The organism is Stieleria maiorica, from assembly GCF_008035925.1.
In the GTDB taxonomy this organism is placed as follows: domain Bacteria; phylum Planctomycetota; class Planctomycetia; order Pirellulales; family Pirellulaceae; genus Stieleria; species Stieleria maiorica.
The window spans coordinates 5,886,162-5,903,576 of the sequence record NZ_CP036264.1 but is presented as its reverse complement, the minus strand read 5'-3'; the positions used below and the strand labels follow the sequence as shown (position 1 = coordinate 5,903,576).

Genomic DNA, 17,415 nt, shown 5'->3' with positions numbered 1-17,415 from the left:
TAGGCGCTAGCTCGGGCCTTACCTTAAGCCAATATGCTGAGCCGTAGGCTCTAGCCTCGGGCCTTACCGCCGTGTTAAAGTCGCATCAAGGCCCGCGGCTAGCGCCGTCGGCTCACTAAGCCCGTGACATTCAACCCCCGTCCCCTTTTGGGGTCAGGTGAGGTCGTTGTAGCGTTGGCTGTCTTCACGCAGGCCTTGGGAAAAATGGCCGAATTCGCTGCTGTTGACCAGCAATTGGGCGCCTTGGGCATGTCGCTTTTGCATTTCGTCGTGCGTCATCGTCGGACCGCCGAACGCGACGCCGTGCTTTTTGCATGCCGCCGCCACGGTTTCCCAGGCCTGGTCGATCGTCATCTGGCCGCTTTGACGCAACCGTAACCCCAGGTCACCGGGCCCGACAAAGATCATGTCGACGCCTTCGACCGCGGCGATCGCGTCGATGTTGGCGACTCCCTCGGGCGTTTCGATCTGGACGCATAGGAACGTTTCGCGGTTGGCCCACTGGGTGTAGTGATCGGGGTCGTGGATATGGAAATCCGCATCCAGCCCGGCGTTGTCGATTCCGCGATCGCCCAGCGGCGGAAACTTGACCGCATCGACCAGCATCTCGGCCTTTTCGACCGTGGAGACGTGCGGGATCAGCAACCCCGTGGCGCCTTCTTCCAGGTAACGATACAGCCCGGTTTTCTCCAGCGTCGGCGCGCGCAGCATGACATCAATGTCGTACAGGTGGGCGTACGCCAGCAGTGCTTGGATCTGATGAATCGACATCGCCCGGTGCTCCAGATCCAACCACAGGCAATCATATCCGGCGCGCGCGGCGTGACAGACATAGGCGGGAATGTAGTGACCCAACACGCAGGTTCGAATCGTTTCGCCGTCGCGGATGCGCGAGAGTGTTTTGCTTTTTCTCATCAGGAGTTTTTTTACCGAGCAGGGAAGTTTCGAGCAGTGAAGTTTCGAGCAGGGAAGGACAGATGGTGGGACCGCGTCAGAACCGGCCTTCTGATACACTTGTTCCGCGTCGCGAGCCAGGGACGCCGCAGCTCCACTCGCTTGCGCTTCGGGCTGGTACCGAAGACGATTGAATCAACAGGCCGGAACGCGGTCGGCATTTTCGTCTTGCCGCGGGGGGATTCACAATGGGGCTATGACGTTGGTCGTTGGCATTGGTTTGCCAGAATTCTTTCCCGGCGGGGCAATGATCGTTGCGTCAGCGGGTACAATGCGGCGCTTTAAAACTGCTCGATCGCGGATGGAATATGAAAGTCGCTTCCTCTTTTGCCGTTTTGGTTTTCGGTTCGCTATGGATTCCGGTGTCGCTGCCCTCCGACCTGCGTGCGGACGAAACGACGTTGCGGCCGAACATCGTGTTGATGATGGCCGACGACATGGGCATGGGCGACACGAGTGCCTATCAGGATTTCACCGGCAACGGAGACGATGTCCAGGTGCACACACCGCAGATGGAGCGGTTGGCCCGAATGGGCATGCGCATGACCGACGCCCACACGCCCTCCTCTCGCTGTTCCCCGACGCGCTATGGATTGTTGACCGGACGCTATCCTTGGCGCAACCGTTTGAAGCACTGGGTTCTGTTCGGCAGCCAAGGCGATCCGATGATCGAAGCGGATCGGCCGACGATCGCATCAATGCTTCGCGATCATGGGTATTCAACCGCGATGGTCGGCAAGTGGCATGTCGGACTGCGTTACCGACGCGGCGATGGTTCACCGGCCGCCGGTTGGGACGATGCCGATCTGCGGCAGCCCCTGTTCACCACACCGGTGGATCACGGATTTGACTTCGCCCGATTCACGTCGCGCTCGCACGGAACCTCCGGGCCTGACGCCGGGGCAGAAAGGATTAAGAATGCGTCGAAGCGAAACGGGCCAAGACAGACGATCGGTCCCGGACACATTCATGACCGAACGGCGATCGGTGCGACGGGCAACGGAAAGCAGCTCGCGGCGAAAGGTCCCGACGCATATGTGTTGAGTGCATTGGGCAGCCGGCACTCGGATCACGCGATCGAGTTTCTGCGGCAGCATGTCAGCCGAGATGCGACCAAGCGAAAACCGTTCTTCTTGTATTACCCCTCCAATTCAAACCACGGGCCTTATACGCCGGACAGTGCGATCGATGGTCAGCCCGTTGCAGGAGCGGCACGGACAAAATCGGGTGAACCGATGGATGCACGCCACGATTTCATCTATGAAAACGATGTGGCACTGGGGCGGTTGCTGGACTGGTTGCAATCGACCGATGACCCGCGGAATGTCGGTCGAAAGCTGTTGGAAACGACGCTGGTGGTTTTTACTAGCGACAACGGGGCGGAAAAAAACAGCGACATCGCCACCGGGCCGTTTCGGTCGCACAAGGGATCGGTGTACGAAGGAGGGCACCGTGTGCCTTTCATCGCGGCGTGGGCGGCCGGCGGGATCGGTGACGGGGATGCATCGACCGATGGACAAACGAATCGCACGCCGATCGGGCTGCAAGACGTGTACGCAACCGTAGCGGAAATGATCGGTGCCGACCTGCCGGATCTGCGCCGCGGAGAAAAAGGCGCCGAGGATAGCTTTAGCATCCTATCGGCATTGCGGGGTGAGTCCATCGACCGACGTCCTCCCTTGTTTTTCAACGACCACAAGGAGGCCAAGGGAGATCCCGCGGCGGTCGCGTTGCGTTTGGATTCACCGACGATCAACGGGGAAACCTATCACGGGCAGTGGAAACTGTTTTTTGATGCCCGGTTGCTTCGCGCCGGCCAAGCGAATCCCTACGAGCTGTACAACTTGGCGGTGGACCAGTGGGAGACGAACGACTTGATCCACGATGCGGCGCTGGAGCCGCTGATTGATTTCATGACCGGCCAAGCCTTGCTTCATCGTAACGCGGGTGGCCACCGTACCGCGGCGATCGCCGATGACCGGCGCATCACGATCGACTTACGCTCCGGTTCGCAGGTTGCCAATCAATTGGAGGGGGCGAAAGTCGCCGAGACGGCGATCAAAGTCGGGGACACCGCAGTGTTGATGACGATGACGGCGGTGGCCGGCGAACAAGCCGATGCCGATGCCGAAGTGACGTTCAACACCGATGCCGTCGGACTGGGCATCGTTGGCGGCGGCGCGGACCGAGTCGATCATCGCGAAGCTTTATTGATTCAATTCGATCGTGACGTGATCGTCGAGTCCGTGGGGCTCGTCGCTGGCAAGGACGGAACGTGTGGCGGTTTCTACACGGTGGGCGACGCAGAACCCCTGGCCATCTATTGTGTGGACGCCGACATCGATGCGAAGGATCAAAGCGGCTTGCTAAGCGATTTGGGAGTGCTGCGGGCCGGAGCGACGTTGCGACTCGATAGCAGCCCGCACTTCGGCGTGGAAGCCGCGGGGAGTTGGCGGCTGCGTGAAGTGACAATCCGGTTGGTCAAGTGAATCGAAACCGTTTTCGCCAAGGCACCATCCCAGACGCGCTGCGTCGGTTTTGAAGTTGCGCTGGTGATACGAGCCCGACGCGTGAGCGAGTGGGCTTGGCTCGCCGGAAGCTTCGGTTCATCAGTCGTGGACGACGCGAGGAGTCCTTGCGAGTCGCAATCCGAATGGACTCCTCGCGTCGTCCACTACCAAAAACCAAGCTATCGAGAACGTAGCTACCGTCGCCAGAAGGTGGATCTCCGGGGCTTTCCACGCTCTGGCGAGCGTAGCTACGTCAAAGCGTCGCTATCCATCTAGAAATTAAAAACCTAGCCCACTTCGTTGCCGACCTGCTGGTCGATCGGCGGATCGGGCTTGGCCAGGTGATCTTCGTTGGCGGCGATTTCGCCCGGCGTCAAGTGAGGCGCCGCCTCCAGGTCTTCGGCGTCCATCAAATTGGCGACGCGTTGCAGCGTGGAGAGGATTTGCAGTCGCTCCCATTCTTCCAGCGAGGAGAGCGCGTCGCGGAAACGGTCTTGCAGCAGCGACGGAGAGGACTCGAGGACCTGCCGGCCTTGGGACGAGATTTCGATCAATACGGAGCGTCGATCGTTCGCGCTCGGTTTTCGGACAATCAATTCACGCCGCTCCAACCGCTGCAAAATCCCCGTCACCGTCGCTTGGCTCAGGTGGACGGCGCGGGCGAGGGCCTTGGGCGAGGCGGTGCCGAGTCGCTGCGTCTCCTGCAGCACGGCCAGTTGCGGGCCGGTAAAGCCGTGGCCGTTGACCAATTTTCGTGAATGCAGGTCGACCGCGCGGATGATCTGTCGGATCGCCGCAACGATCTGGTCCTCATGCGTCAACAATGCAGTGGATTCCAGATTAGAAGGGACCGGGAGGGGGGGGCGCCGATTCGCTCGACTCGGCGCTAAGGATTCAACTTATTTTAACGGAACATCAACGTTCTGCGCCAGTAACGCCAAACGCCGGGATCTGCGGGAAAACACGAGGTTGACGTGATGAGCTTGGCGTCCATAAGCTCTTGTCTGGGCCGGAAGTGCTTTCAACACAAACCATTTTCTGGTACCCTGGGTCGCTCGTCCAGTGCGGCCCGGCCGCAAGTCGACGATTTCTTTCCCAAGGCAAGATGTATGGCGCCCGACGAATTTCTGCTCGAATACAAATCTCAAGACTACGGCCCCGACCCGACCGAAGTGCGGTCAACAGATAACTACACCGACGAATATGTGCGCGGGTTTGTTGAGAAATGGGACGAGTTGATCGATTGGCAGCAGCGTTGGGAGTCGGAGGGTGATTTCTTTATCGAGCAACTCCGCTCGCACGGCGTCAAACGCGTCTTGGACGTTGCCACCGGGACGGGGTTTCATTCGGTCCGGTTGCTTGAAGCGGGGTTCGACGTGGTCAGCGTCGATGGCAGCCCCTACATGCTTTCGCGAGCGTTTGAGAACGCGCGGCAGAGGGGGAGGGTGCTGCGAACCGCCCAGGCCGATTGGCGGTGGCTCAATCGAGACGTCTACGGTCGGTTCGATGCCGTGATTTGTTTGGGGAATTCGTTCACGCACCTGTTCAGTGAGCGGGACCGGCGAAAAGCGCTGGCCGAGTTCTACTCGGCGTTGGTTCACGACGGCGTGCTGATTCTGGACCAGCGGAACTACGACGAGATCCTCGATCACGGTTTCAGTTCAAAGCATAAGTACTACTACTGCGGCGAAAAGGTTTCCGCAGAGCCGGAGCACGTGGATGAAGGTCTGGCTCGGTTTCAGTATTCGTTCGCCGATGGCTCGGTTTATCACCTGAACATGTATCCGCTGCGGAAAGACTATACCCGCGGTCTGATGCAGGAGGTCGGGTTTCAGTCGGTCAGCACGTACGGCGATTTTCAGGAAACCTATCACGAGCGCGAGCCGGACTTCTTTGTCCATGTCGCGTCGAAGAAATATGCGGGATCCCCCGAGGAGGCGCCGCAGTGAGCACGAGTTCGAACATGAGTTCAGAAATGGCCACCCAGGTCGCGCGGGAGTATTACAACAGTTCCGATGCGGACGGTTTCTATTCGGAGATCTGGGGCGGTGAGGATATTCACATCGGGCTGTACGGGTCGGACGAAGATGCGATCAAGGATGCCAGTCGGCGGACGGTCGATCATCTGTTGCAGCGAATCGGGGACCTGGATGCCGATTCGACCGTCATCGACATCGGGTCGGGATACGGCGGCGCAGCGCGTCGCATGGTCGAGCGGTTTGGTTGCCGAGTGGTGTGCGTGAATTTGTCGGAGACCGAAAACGAACGCAACCGGCGACTGAATGAGGCGGCCGGGGTTTCCGATCGGATCGATGTCGTCGACGGAAGTTTTGAAGACTTGCCGCTGGAGAATGGGACCTTTGATGCGGCGTGGTCGCAAGACGCGATTCTGCACGCCGGGAATCGGCCGCGTGTCTTGGGCGAGGTCGATCGGGTGTTGAAGTCGGGGGGGCGATTCGTTTTCACCGATCCCATGCAGTCCGATGATTGCCCTGACGGTGTGTTGGATCCGATTCTCGCTCGCATCCACCTGTCCGACCTCGGGTTCCCGAAGTTCTATCAGAGTGTCGCTCGTGACCTGGGCTGGGAAGACCTGGGATTCGAGGACTTGACCGGCCAACTCGTTAATCACTACTCGCGTGTGCTCAAGGAGACCGAGGACCGTCAGGCGGACTTGAGTCGCAAGATATCCGACGACTACTTGGAACGCATGAAAGCGGGGCTTCGGCATTGGATTGAAGGGGGCCGCAAGGGGCACCTCAGTTGGGGCGTGTTTTTGTTCGGTAAGCCATAAAGGCCAGATCATCGCAGCAGCGGCCGACACTGCAGCGGTCGCCGCTGCAGATCACGGGCTTCCGGCACGTTCCATTTCCTCCACCGATTGATTCTTGAGCCATACGACCACCACAGAGCGACCTTCAACACCCCTTGCCCGGCAGATGCCGCGCGTGGCAATCGGTCCGCATTTCGAGATGCACCCGGTCGTCTTTCTGACCAGTGCCGCGATCGTGTTGATGGTCGTATTGCTTTGTTTCGTGTGGCCGGCCAGCGAGTTGCAACGCGCGTTCGTTTCAATTCGTGAGTCGGTCGCGGTCAACTTCGGCTGGCTTTACGTCGCCTCGATGGCATTCTTTTTTGGTCTAGCCCTCTGGCTGGCGTTCGGAAGGCACGGCCATGTCCGGCTGGGGCGAGATGGCGAAACGCCGGAATTTAGGCGCGGTTCGTGGTTCGCCATGTTGTTCAGTGCCGGGATGGGCATCGGATTGTTGTTTTTTGGCGTCGCCGAGCCGATCGTTCACTATCAGGACACGCCGCCGGGTTTTGCCGACGGCCTGGACCGATCACGGTTGTCGATGGCCGTCACCATTTTTCACTGGGGGCTGCATCCCTGGGCGCTGTACTCCGTTGTCGGCCTCGCGATTGCCTATTTCGGTTTTCGCAAAGGGCTGCCGCTCAGTTTTCGCTCGTTGCTGCATCCCGTGCTGGGCGATCGAGTGTGGGGCCGTGCGGGTGACCTGATCGATGTGCTGGCCATCGTTTCGACATTGACGGGTGTTGCGACGTCATTGGGGATTGGTGCCCAACAGGTCAACGCCGGTTTGGCGCATCTGTTCGGCATCGGAACGGGGGTCGGCGTTCAGATGCTGTTGATCGCCGGGATCACCGCGATGGCGACGGCATCGGTCGTGGTCGGATTGCACGGCGGGATCCGGCGATTGAGTGAGTTGAACCTGTTGCTGGCCGCATCCTTGATGCTGTTGGTCGTCATGGGCGTCGGTGTGTTCACTTACCTGGGGGCCGCGATCGAAAACACGGGCGCCTACCTGCAAACCTTGCCATTCAATTCACTGAGAACCGGGGCGTTCAATCAACAATCCCAAGCGTGGGTCAACGGTCAAACCGTTTTCTATTGGGGTTGGTGGATTTCCTGGTCGCCATTTGTCGGGATGTTCATCGCCCGCGTGTCTCGCGGGCGAACGATCAAGGAGTTTGTGATCGGCGTGTTGCTGGTCCCGACGGCGGTGGGCATTGCCTGGCTGACGGCCTTTGGGACGACGACGCTGCGGCAATACACGGACCATGTCGATCGTTTGGCACATGACACAAGCTATGACCCGGAAAGCGTGCTGCCGAAGTACTGGGTGGGTGAGGTCGGCCCGTCGGGCGAGCTGGTGCGGCTGGCTTCCGGGGAGATCAAACGCGAGCAGCAACCCTTGACAGCCGTCGAATACTATCAGTCCAACGTGGTGACGGCGGACGGGCAGTCGACGGTCGAGACCTTGCCGACGGTTTTGTTTGTTTTGTTGGAAGGTCTTTTTTCTTCGGTTCTGATTCAAACGATCGCGATCGGGATTGCAACGATTTGCATCGTTCTTTTCTTCGTCACCTCGTCGGATTCCGCGTCGATGGTGATCGATATCATCGCGTCGGGCGGGTCTCGAAATCCGCCTGTTGGCACGCGACTCTTCTGGGCGATCAGTGAAGGGCTGGTCGCCGCTGCACTGCTTTATGGCGGAGGCCTTGTCGCACTGCAGGCCGCATCGATCGCGGCAGCACTTCCCTTGACGTTCCTCTTGTTGCTGGCCTGTTACGGGTTGGTGACTTCGCTTCACAGAGATTCTCAAATCTCTTCAACACCACTTTACTCCTAGGGAGACATGACGATGGAATGGTCGGATTCACTACACAAAACGTATGAAGTCAAACAGATCGATGGCGATGGCGCCGTGCTGGACTCCTTTCCGGTCGACGCCAAGAGCGGCGAAGCGGCCGCGAAAGAGCTGGAGAACATCGCCGCGGGAACCGAAAAAATTGCGGTTTGCTTAGACGGCGATCCCATCAATGAGATGGGCGTGGATTACTGGATCAAACGCGTGCGACGTCGTTAGACAAAAGGCCCGATCGGATGTGGAACTTTGGTCAATCAATCGGTCCGCGGAATCGCTGCGTCGCATCATCGATGGTTATTCCGGTGGGGCGTCGGGCGGTTACCGCCGCATTGTTCATCGGAATCATTGCGGCAACATTCAGTTCGGTTGCCATGGCGGACGAACATGAATCCGCATCGCCGCCCGTGTTGTCATTCGTTGAAACCGAGTTGGGCGAATCGCGCGAAGGCTACTTCACGCTGGAGTGGTCGGCGGTCGACGGGGCTGCCCTGTACCGCGTCCGAGACAGCGCGAACGAAATCGCCTATGAGGGCATTGCGACAAAATCTTTTCAATCGGGTTTGAGCGACGGGAGCTACCTGTATCGTGTCGAGGCGATCGGCGAAGACGGCCAGACCATCGCGATATCGGACGAGGCAACGGCAACGGTCAGGCACTGGGGGCTGGTTCCTTCGTTGACACTGTTCGCGATCGGAGCCGTCGTCGTCGCGGGAATCGTGTTTGTCATCTTGCGGGGCCGAACGGTCGAGTTGCGGCTGCTGCGGCAGGACGCCGCTCGCTTGAGCGATGCGTCAAGATTGCAATCCATGGTCGAGCCGGGGCATGTCGAATGAATCTTGAGATCGGCTTGGAAGAACCATTGATTGGCGGCGTGATGCTATTGTCATCCACCGACACCGGACGCATTCTCAGCCAGGAGGCCGGATACGGGATGCTGGTCCTGTTCGGGCTTGCGTGGATCGGGCTGGGCGTTTGGTGGGGCCGCCGGGCAACGACCTACGACGGCTTTGCCGTGGCGGGCCGGAATGTCGGATTGGCTCTTGGAACGGCGACGGCGGTGGCGACCTGGGTGACGTCCAACACGACGATGCTGGCGCCGCAGTTTGCCTTGCAGTTGGGCCTATGGGGAGCCTTGGCCTATTCCACGGCCAGCTTCGGCTTGTTTGCCTTTGCCCCGTTGAGCGGCCGGATTCGTCGTCTGATGCCGCATGGCTACACGGCGGTGGAATTCGTTCGGCGTCGCTACGGGCGTCTCGGTTCGATCCCCTTCCTGATCATCTCGCTGTTCTACGCGTTGACGTGGCTGATCTCGATGGCGATGGCCGGAGGCAAGTTGCTGAACGCCCTGTCGGGGATTCCCTATGAAGTGGGGATGACAGTCGTGTTGGTCGTTTGTGTGCTCTACACGCTGTTCGGCGGCATGTACGCCGTCATCGGCACCGACTTTATTCAAAGCATCATCATCCTGGTCGGATTGGTTGTCGTTGCGATCGCCGTGCTGGCCCATGTCGACGTTGCGGATGTGCATCAAAAACTGCAGGCAGATCGACCGATGCTGCTGTCAATTTTGTTTCCTGCCGCGTTGATGGCGTTGTTCAATAATATGCTGTTCGGATTTGGAGAGATCTTTCACAGCAACGTGTGGTGGAGTCGCGCGTTTGCGATGCGTGAAGGCATCGGTCCCAAGGCGTATCTGCTCGGTGGGTTGTTGTGGCTGCCGGTTCCGATCGTCGCCGGGTTTTTGGGGTTGGCAGCTCCGGCCCTGGGGATCGGTGTCAGCCAACCCGACACGGTCGGGCCGATGGTGGCCGCGACGCTGCTTGGAACCGGCGGCGCGTTGCTGGTTTTTGTGGTGGTGTTTTGTTCGCTGGCGTCCAGCATCGACAGTTTGCTGGCCGCGACGAGCGACTTGGTGGTCAACGACATCGCCGAGCCGATTGCTGGACAAATGATGAGTATCCAGGCGACGGACGCGATTAAACGCCGCTGGTCGCTGTTTGCGATCATCGGATTGGGGGTGATCACCTGGTGTGCGGCGTATCCCAACATCGGAACGCTGGCAACGGTGCTGTTTTTTGCCGGACCGATGGTCGGCAGCTGCATCTGGCCCATCATCGGCGGGCTGTATTTTCGCCGCTCGAGTCCGATCGCGGCCTGCGCGGCGATGGTGGCTGGGACGTCGCTCGGTCTGGTCGCGTACTTCATGATCGGCTGGTTTGTCGCATCCTTGGTCGGCGCGGCGGTCTCTGGCGTGGTGTTCCTAATTGCCATGGTTTTCTATCCCGACGACTTTGATTTTAAATTGCTGTCGGATTCTCCCGATGCACCGCTGGCTGTCGGATCGGCGGATGTCGCCCCCATCGACCCGGACGGACGAGGTGGTATGGTTGGGGATAGTCGTGTTGGAGGTGAGACGCGATGATGTTTCCTCTCTGGTTCTTGGAACTGATGGTGATGGGTGGGCTCCTGCTTTGTGGCGTGGGCGCGGCGGCACTCATCGTGTTTTGGATTCTCGACTTTAAAGAAAAACGAATCTGGTAGATCCGTATTGATAATGAACACGAAACAAATGCGCCGCGCGTTGACGGAGTTCGCGACCAATTCGAAGGGTCGCAAACTGGATCCGGTGGACCTTCTGCGGCGAACGGACATGCAGGTCGACTGGGAGACGCTTTCCAAACTCGCCGGTAACTCGATCGTTAATCCGCGGCAATTTGATCGCGAGACGGTGGTTGCCATCGCACAGCTGGCGGCGTTATTGGAGACTCGCAACGTCGAAATGAAGAAACCGCTGGACGGGAAAATCGCAATCACGGCGTTTTTCGAAGCGAGCACGCGGACGCGGCTGTCGTTTGAAAGTGCCGTGCTGCGGCTGGACGGCAAGGTGCTTTCGGTTCCCGACGGACAGGTCACCGGCATCGCCAAGGGTGAATCGCTGGCCGACATCGGCGAGATGTTCAACACCTATGGGGATGTCGTCATCATGCGGCATCCCGAAACCGAAAGTGTCGATGAGATTCAAAAGAATCTCGAGCGTCCGCTGATCAATGCCGGCAACGGCAGCGGTCACCATCCGACGCAGGCATTGCTGGATTGGTACACGCTGTTGAAATGGCGACCGGAATTGAGCGATCGGTCCTGCCCGAGCGAGAAAAAAATTCATTTGGGAATCGTCGGCACGCCGGGGTCGATGCGCGCGGTCAAGAGTTTTCTGCGACTGTCGCTGATGTTCGTCGATGCGGTTTCCAAAATCACCTTGGTTTCCGAGATGGCCGATCCGGTCGGGTTGGATTTGACCGAGCCGATCGAAGAGTCGCCGATCCCGATCGAAATCACCAACGATGTTCAGGAGGTCCTGCCCGACTTGGACGTCGTCTATGTCAACTCGATCGCGTTCCTGGGCGACAGTTACCGGAATCTGGACAGCCGATACGGATTGGATGCGTCCAGCAAGTTGAAACCGGGGGCGGTGATCATGCACCCATTGGCCCGCAACGAGGAGTTGTCCGAAGACCTGGACGACACCGTTCACAACCTTTATTTCGCCCAAGCCGCGGGCGCCGTGTTTGTCCGTCAAGCCGTGCTGGCCGCCGTCCTGAATCGGTTGGACCGGATTTCGGACCTCTGCTAACGACACCACGATCAAAACATTTAACGAAGATACACCATGTGCGGAATCACTGGATTTTGGAATCCCGGGCGGACGAATGAACGCGAATTGCGTTTCACGCTCGACCAGATGTTGGACGTCTTGGACCACCGCGGTCCGGACGAACGGGGCAGCAAGTTTTTTCTCGACCAAGGGTTGGCCCTGGGGCATACCCGTTTGTCGATCATCGGATTGGACCATGGGCACCAACCGATCGAAACCGCCGACGGTGACTACGCGGTCACCGTCAACGGCGAATTGTACGGCTATAAGCGCGAACGAACCCGGTTGGCCTGTCAGTCGTTGCCAAGTGATGGCAAGAGCGACAGCGCGATCACGTTGCCCATGTACCTCCAGCACGGTCTGTCGTTTGTCGAACGGCTTCGCGGTGAATTCGCGATCGTGCTGTACGACCATCGCGAAAAACGGTTGATCCTGATCCGTGATCGATTCGGCATTAAACCGCTGTACTTCGCGGTCAGGGATGACGGAATTGTTTGGGGGTCCGAAGTCAAGTCGATCCTGAAACACCCCAGTGTCGAACCGCGGTTGTGCCCCAAGGCCGCGATCCATCAAATGATGCAGGTGATGGTGCCCGGGACGACCGCGTTCGAAGGTGTGCAGGCGATTCAACCGGGACACATGTTGATCGTCCGGCAGGACGGCGATCGGCTGGTGACCGAATCGAAGCGCTGGTGGGACCTGGAGTTTCCGACGTCGCACGAATCGGGGGCTGATCCGGCGGAATACGTTCAAGGGGTTCAGGACCGATTGATCGATGCCGTCGCAACCCGTTTGGAGGCGGATGTGCCGGTCGGATGCTACCTTTCCGGCGGCATCGATAGTTGTTCCATCTTAGGTTTGGCGACGACGCTCCAGCAGTCACCGGTCAAAGCGTTTACGATCGCGTTTGACAGCGACGAGTACGACGAATCGAATATCGCCAAACTGATGGCCGAGCGGACCGGCGCCGAGCAAGAGCTTTTGCGGCTGACGGAAAAGGAACTCTATGGTCCTGCGTTCGAACGCGCGACCTGGCATGCCGAGCGGACGTTCTACAACACGTTGGCGGTCGCGAAATGGCACATGAGCCGACGCGTGCGGGCCTGTAACTACAAGGCGGTGATCACCGGCGAAGGTTCGGATGAATTGTTCGGCGGGTACCCGTTTTTCAAGCGTGACTGGCTCGGTCGCGATGACGAGGGCGGGATCTTTGCCGGCGCGATTTTGGCCGAGGAGGACCAATTGCACCCCGCTTGGCAAGATCTTTGCGGATTCACTCCGTCGTGGATTCAGCCTTGGATGCTGACGTTGCGTGCCGCCCGAGCCCTGTTGTCGGACGATTTGATCGAGCTGCTGGAAACCTACGATCCGATCGCGGAAATCGCTGCGGCGATCGACCCCGATCAGGTTCGCGGAAGGCATCGTCTGGACATTTCGCAGTACACCTGGAGCAAGACCATGCTGGAAGGGCAGATCCTGACTTGGGGCGGCGACCGGATGGACATGGCCAACAGTATGGAAGCCCGCCCCGCATTCTTGGATCACCACGTCGCCGAGTACGCAGTGACGATTCCGCCGGACGTTCGGATCCGTAACGGAGTTGAAAAATGGGTGTTGCGTGAGGCGATGGTCAACGTGTTGCCCCGAGAATTGTACGAGCGAAAGAAGTTTGCGTTCATGGCGCCGCCGGCACACACGGATCCCGTCAAACGAAACGCGGTGCAGGAGATGATCAATCATTGGTTGACTCCCGATCGGATGAACGAACTTGGGATTCTTAATCACGAACGGTTTGATCAGTTTGTCGACCAGGCTTGGCAGGAAACCGACGGCACGATCGCTCGGCGAAATGACATTTTGATGAACCATGCGTTGCAGTTGCACATGTTGCAGGGGCAGTACGTCGAGGGCATGCCGCTGCCGACGGTCGACTGAGGGACAGACATCTAAGGGACAGACTTCGATGAGACAGGCATCGATAGATTTGAGCGTCAAGCTAGATCGAATCAAGAACGACATTCATGAACTCGCCCAGATCGGTCGTTGCGAGGACGACCGGGGCATTTACCGCATGGCATTTACCGATGCCGACATGCAGGGTAAACGCTGGCTGGAGAATCGGATCAAACAGGCCGGTTTTGAGCCACGAACCGATGGCGCGGTGAACGTGTCGGCCGAACTCACCGGGGCGACCGATGATCCGAGAATCTTGGTGGGGTCGCACATCGACACCGTTCCGTGTGCGGGACCGTTGGACGGGACGTTGGGCGTCATTGTCGGCTTGGAGTGTTTGCGTTGTCTTCGCGAAAACGGCATCGTGCCCCGGCGGACGGTCGAACTGATTGCCTTTAGCGATGAAGAAGGACGCTTCGGCGGCATGTTCGGATCGCAATCGGTCTGTGGTCAATTGAATCCCGACGCGTTGGCCACGCTGTCGGATTTAGATGGCGTGCTGTTGGCCGATGAACTGAGACGCCACGACGTGGAACCGCTCGGCGCGTTGGATGCGGCTCGCGATCCGGAGAGCATTGCCGGCTATTTGGAGCTGCACATCGAACAAGGTCCGGTGTTGGATCGCGGTCAAAAATCCGTCGGCATTGTCGATGAGATCACCGGGTTGTTCACGTGGTCGGTCACGCTCAAGGGCGAGGCCAACCATGCCGGAACGACTCCCATGGAAATGCGTCACGACGCGTTTATGGGCCTGGCCGACTTTGCCCACGCCATCCCGCGAATTTTGGATGAAAACGGCACGGCCCGAAGCCGGGCGACGATCGGCAAAGCGCAAATCTTGCCGGGGGCGGCGAACACGGTTCCGGGGATCGTCGAGTTTTCGCTCGATGTTCGAGACACCAGCGCCGAAATCCTGGCCGACCTTGGCAATGCGTTTCGCAAGGCGCTTTCGGCGATCGGACGTCGCCGAAACCTGATGTTCGAGTTCCAGCAAAAAAGTTATTTGCCACCGGTCGCTGCCGACGCGGGCATCGTCAGCGGGTTGTTGCAGCAGGCCGAGCGGCTGGGATTGCTGCACCTGCAAATGCACAGCGGGGCGGCGCACGATGCGCAGATTATGGGTAGCATGGTGCCGGTCGGAATGATTTTTGTGCCCAGCAAGAATGGGCAGAGTCACTCGCCGGCCGAATGGACATCGTGGACGGACATTGAAGCCGGAGCGAACCTGATGCTGCACTCGATCATCGATTTGGCCAATCGCTAAGGCGGCGTTGCACTGTAAGAAAAAGGAAACCAAACGCATGAATCAAGATCCGTCCGAGCCATTTGTATCTCCCTATCACGATCCGTCTCACGTCGACCCGCTTCGAGAGGTCTATCACGAGGCGATCGTCGACAATCCCTTGCGAGAGGAATTGTTGGTCGAGGGGCACACGGCGTTGCTTTGCATCGACATTCAGTATTTGGACGCGGCGCGCGGTCACGGCGTCTTTCGCGATGCAGAGAATAGCGGCGTGCCGTTGGAGGCTCAGGAGTATTATTTCGACAGGCTGGAGCGATTGGTGCTGCCCAATGTCCGACGGCTGCAGGACGCCTTTCGTGCTCGCCAATTGGAGGTCATTCATACACGGATTCAGTCGCTCACTCGGGACGGTCGTGACCGCAGCAAAGGGCATCGACGATTGGGGTTGCTGGCCGCGCCCGGTTCGCGTGATGCGGAATTCATCGAGATGGTGGCGCCGGATGAAACGCGGGACGAGATCGTGATCAACAAGACCGCCAGCGGAGTGTTCTCGTCGACCAACCTGCACTACGTCTTGAACAACATGGGGATTGAGTCGTTGATGGTGGTCGGCGTGTACACGAACGAATGCGTGGAAACGACGGTCCGGGACGCCTGTGATTTGGGGTATCTGGTGACGGTCGTAGAAGACTGTTGTGCGACGGTGACGCCGGAGCTGCATGAGGCGTCGTTGGCGACTTTGTGTGATCGCTATGCCCGCGTGGCGCGTCTGTCGGACGTGTTGAAGACGATTCGCACGGCGCTGCCATCCGAAGCGGCGGTCGAAGCGGCAGATTCTTGACCGAAAACGCGATGCGGAGCTGACTCGACGGTCGCGAGGATCGACTACAATCGTGCGCGTCAGGCACTCGATGCCGTTCGATTTGCAATTCCCCTACGCGACCGAATCATGCTCTCCCATTCCAAACAATTCGCGATCGCCGCGCTGGTCGCCTTATTGTGGCTTCCGACCGCGTTGAGTGATGCGGCCACCGCGCGCCCGAATCTGGTCTTTGTCATCGCCGATGATTGTACGTTTCGTGACATCGGGTGTTACGGCGGCCAGGCTCACACGCCAAACATCGATGCGTTGGCCGAACAGGGAATGAAGTTCACGCGGTGTTTTCAAGCCGCCCCGATGTGTTCGCCGACGCGGCACAACATTTACACCGGTTTGTATCCGGTCAAGTCGGGGGCGTATCCCAACCACACGTTTGCCAAGGCGGGGACGCAGAGCATCGTCCACTATCTAAAACCGTTGGGTTATCGCGTCGCATTGTCCGGAAAAACGCACATCGACCCGAAAGAAGTGTTTCCGTTCGAATACAGTGGGGTGAAGAACAACCCGGATATGTCGGCGATCGATCAGTTGCTTTCGGAATGCGCTGAATCGTCGACGCCGTTTTGTTTGTTTGCGTGTTCCAATGAACCGCATTCACCGTGGAACAAGGGGGATGCGTCGCGGTATCCGCCGGAGCAGGTCAAGCTTCCACCGTACTTGGCGGACACGCCTGTCATGCGGGAGAACTTCAGCCGCTACTTGGCCGAGATCACGTATTATGACGACCAGGTCGGTCAGATTTTGGAACTGATCGACAAGCATGAGATGGCTGACAACACCTTGGTGGTCGTCGTCTCCGAGCAGGGTAATTCGTTTCCGTTTGCCAAATGGACGTGTTATGGGAATGGGCTGCAGTCCGCGATGATCGTGCGTTGGCCGGGGCGGGTGCAACCGGGGGCGGTCAGCGACGCGATGGTGGAATACGTCGATGTCACGCCGACGTTTGTTGAAGCGGCCGGTGGGGAGCCGGCGGAGGTGCTCGACGGAAAGAGTTTTGTCCCGGTGTTGACGGGGCAAACCGACACTCACAAGTCAGTCACCTATGGCATCATGACGACGCGGGGGATCATCAACGGCAGCGACGCCTATGCGATCCGTTCGGTGCGTGACGATCGGTATCGGCTGATTTGGAATCTGAACCACGAGACGAAGTTTACCAACGCTTGTACCAAGGCGGATTATTTTCAATCGATGGTCCAGGCCGGGAGGGGCGGTGACGCCGAAGCGGCAAAGTTGGTGCGGAAGTACCAATACCGTCCCGAATTCGAGTTGTTCGATTGTGACGTCGACCCGTTGGAGATGAACAACATCGTCGACGATCCCCAACACATTGAAGTCGTCACGCGGCTCAAGGGGCAGCTTCGCCAATGGATGCAATCGCAGGGAGACGAAGGGGTCGAGACGGAACTCGACGCGCTGGCGCATCAAGGTCGGTACAAGGGAAAGAGTCGCGCGGAAGCCATGGAAGCGTTTCGGCGTCGCGATTCGGGGGCGAAGCCGAAATCGCAAAAGCGACCCGGCGGGAAGAAAGAGAACGTGAAATAGGGGCGGAC

The 17,415-nt window shown here is 58.8% G+C and carries 15 protein-coding genes; 13 read left to right on the top strand and 2 right to left on the bottom strand.

The features are described 5' to 3' along the window. Nucleotides 1-153: 153 nt before the first annotated feature. Complete coding sequence (locus Mal15_RS20150) at nucleotides 154-915, bottom strand: HpcH/HpaI aldolase family protein (protein WP_147869403.1); 762 nt, start codon at nucleotides 913-915, stop codon at nucleotides 154-156. 401 nt (nucleotides 916-1,316) lie between these two features. On the opposite strand from Mal15_RS20150, the gene Mal15_RS20145 reads away from it, so the two are divergent. Then, nucleotides 1,317-3,443 (top strand): sulfatase family protein, encoded by a 2,127-nt coding sequence (locus Mal15_RS20145; protein WP_233902912.1) that lies wholly within the window; start codon nucleotides 1,317-1,319, stop codon nucleotides 3,441-3,443. A 308-nt stretch (nucleotides 3,444-3,751) separates the two neighbouring features. Here Mal15_RS20145 and Mal15_RS20140 read toward each other — a convergent pair whose 3' ends face one another. Then, nucleotides 3,752-4,288 carry a MarR family winged helix-turn-helix transcriptional regulator gene (locus Mal15_RS20140; RefSeq protein WP_199773697.1) on the bottom strand — a complete coding sequence of 179 codons (537 nt, stop codon included), beginning with the start codon at nucleotides 4,286-4,288 and terminating at the stop codon, nucleotides 3,752-3,754. Between the two features lie 285 nt (nucleotides 4,289-4,573). Between Mal15_RS20140 and Mal15_RS20135 the strand changes: the two genes are divergently transcribed. The 12 genes from Mal15_RS20135 to Mal15_RS20085 all read left to right on the top strand — a co-directional run bounded on the left by Mal15_RS20135 (nucleotide 4,574) and on the right by Mal15_RS20085 (nucleotide 17,407). Next, a complete protein-coding gene (locus Mal15_RS20135) occupies nucleotides 4,574-5,413 on the top strand; it encodes a glycine/sarcosine N-methyltransferase (protein WP_147869401.1) in 840 nt (279 codons plus the stop codon). A gap of 14 nt (nucleotides 5,414-5,427) precedes the next feature. Next, the gene (locus Mal15_RS20130) at nucleotides 5,428-6,258 is read left to right on the top strand and encodes an SAM-dependent methyltransferase (RefSeq protein ID WP_147869400.1); all 831 of its coding nucleotides are present in this window, start codon (nucleotides 5,428-5,430) and stop codon (nucleotides 6,256-6,258) included. 145 nt (nucleotides 6,259-6,403) lie between these two features. Further along, a complete protein-coding gene (locus Mal15_RS34435; protein WP_199773696.1) occupies nucleotides 6,404-8,116 on the top strand; it encodes a BCCT family transporter in 1,713 nt (570 codons plus the stop codon). 12 nt (nucleotides 8,117-8,128) lie between these two features. Beyond that, entirely contained in the window at nucleotides 8,129-8,353 is a 225-nt protein-coding gene (locus tag Mal15_RS20120; RefSeq protein ID WP_147869399.1) for a hypothetical protein, read from the top strand. A 71-nt stretch (nucleotides 8,354-8,424) separates the two neighbouring features. Then, nucleotides 8,425-8,967, top strand: coding sequence for a hypothetical protein (locus Mal15_RS20115; RefSeq protein ID WP_147869398.1), 543 nt, complete (start codon nucleotides 8,425-8,427; stop codon nucleotides 8,965-8,967). Nucleotides 8,968-9,008: 41 nt separating this feature from the next. Beyond that, the gene (locus Mal15_RS20110; RefSeq protein ID WP_147872264.1) at nucleotides 9,009-10,556 is read left to right on the top strand and encodes a sodium:solute symporter family protein; all 1,548 of its coding nucleotides are present in this window, start codon (nucleotides 9,009-9,011) and stop codon (nucleotides 10,554-10,556) included. Then, nucleotides 10,553-10,675, top strand: a complete 123-nt coding sequence (locus Mal15_RS34930; RefSeq protein ID WP_261344512.1) for a hypothetical protein — start codon at nucleotides 10,553-10,555, stop codon at nucleotides 10,673-10,675. The genes Mal15_RS20110 and Mal15_RS34930 overlap by 4 nt, the downstream gene beginning before the upstream one ends. A 13-nt stretch (nucleotides 10,676-10,688) precedes the next feature. Beyond that, complete coding sequence (locus Mal15_RS20105; protein WP_147869397.1) at nucleotides 10,689-11,765, top strand: aspartate/ornithine carbamoyltransferase family protein; 1,077 nt, start codon at nucleotides 10,689-10,691, stop codon at nucleotides 11,763-11,765. Nucleotides 11,766-11,801: 36 nt separating this feature from the next. After that, nucleotides 11,802-13,721, top strand: a complete 1,920-nt coding sequence (asnB, locus tag Mal15_RS20100; RefSeq protein WP_147869396.1) for an asparagine synthase (glutamine-hydrolyzing) — start codon at nucleotides 11,802-11,804, stop codon at nucleotides 13,719-13,721. 28 nt (nucleotides 13,722-13,749) lie between these two features. Further along, nucleotides 13,750-15,003, top strand: coding sequence for a Zn-dependent hydrolase (locus Mal15_RS20095; RefSeq protein ID WP_233902910.1), 1,254 nt, complete (start codon nucleotides 13,750-13,752; stop codon nucleotides 15,001-15,003). Between the two features lie 37 nt (nucleotides 15,004-15,040). After that, nucleotides 15,041-15,823 (top strand): cysteine hydrolase family protein, encoded by a 783-nt coding sequence (locus Mal15_RS20090; protein WP_147869395.1) that lies wholly within the window; start codon nucleotides 15,041-15,043, stop codon nucleotides 15,821-15,823. Nucleotides 15,824-15,931: 108 nt separating this feature from the next. Beyond that, nucleotides 15,932-17,407 (top strand): sulfatase family protein, encoded by a 1,476-nt coding sequence (locus Mal15_RS20085; RefSeq protein ID WP_147869394.1) that lies wholly within the window; start codon nucleotides 15,932-15,934, stop codon nucleotides 17,405-17,407. Nucleotides 17,408-17,415: the final 8 nt, after the last annotated feature.

Bases quoted from the DNA above. Each gene is read 5' to 3' on its own strand.
- Mal15_RS20090 (WP_147869395.1), top strand. From the start codon at position 15,041: ATGAATCAAGATCCGTCCGAGCCATTTGTATCTCCCTATCACGATCCG.
- asnB (WP_147869396.1), top strand. From the start codon at position 11,802: ATGTGCGGAATCACTGGATTTTGGAATCCCGGGCGGACGAATGAACGC.
- Mal15_RS20150 (WP_147869403.1), bottom strand. From the start codon at position 915: ATGAGAAAAAGCAAAACACTCTCGCGCATCCGCGACGGCGAAACGATT.
- Mal15_RS20105 (WP_147869397.1), top strand. From the start codon at position 10,689: ATGAACACGAAACAAATGCGCCGCGCGTTGACGGAGTTCGCGACCAAT.
- Mal15_RS20120 (WP_147869399.1), top strand. From the start codon at position 8,129: ATGGAATGGTCGGATTCACTACACAAAACGTATGAAGTCAAACAGATC.
- Mal15_RS20085 (WP_147869394.1), top strand. From the start codon at position 15,932: ATGCTCTCCCATTCCAAACAATTCGCGATCGCCGCGCTGGTCGCCTTA.
- Mal15_RS20110 (WP_147872264.1), top strand. From the start codon at position 9,009: ATGCTATTGTCATCCACCGACACCGGACGCATTCTCAGCCAGGAGGCC.
- Mal15_RS20095 (WP_233902910.1), top strand. From the start codon at position 13,750: ATGAGACAGGCATCGATAGATTTGAGCGTCAAGCTAGATCGAATCAAG.
- Mal15_RS20115 (WP_147869398.1), top strand. From the start codon at position 8,425: ATGGTTATTCCGGTGGGGCGTCGGGCGGTTACCGCCGCATTGTTCATC.
- Mal15_RS34435 (WP_199773696.1), top strand. From the start codon at position 6,404: ATGCCGCGCGTGGCAATCGGTCCGCATTTCGAGATGCACCCGGTCGTC.
- Mal15_RS34930 (WP_261344512.1), top strand. From the start codon at position 10,553: ATGATGTTTCCTCTCTGGTTCTTGGAACTGATGGTGATGGGTGGGCTC.
- Mal15_RS20130 (WP_147869400.1), top strand. From the start codon at position 5,428: ATGAGTTCAGAAATGGCCACCCAGGTCGCGCGGGAGTATTACAACAGT.
- Mal15_RS20135 (WP_147869401.1), top strand. From the start codon at position 4,574: ATGGCGCCCGACGAATTTCTGCTCGAATACAAATCTCAAGACTACGGC.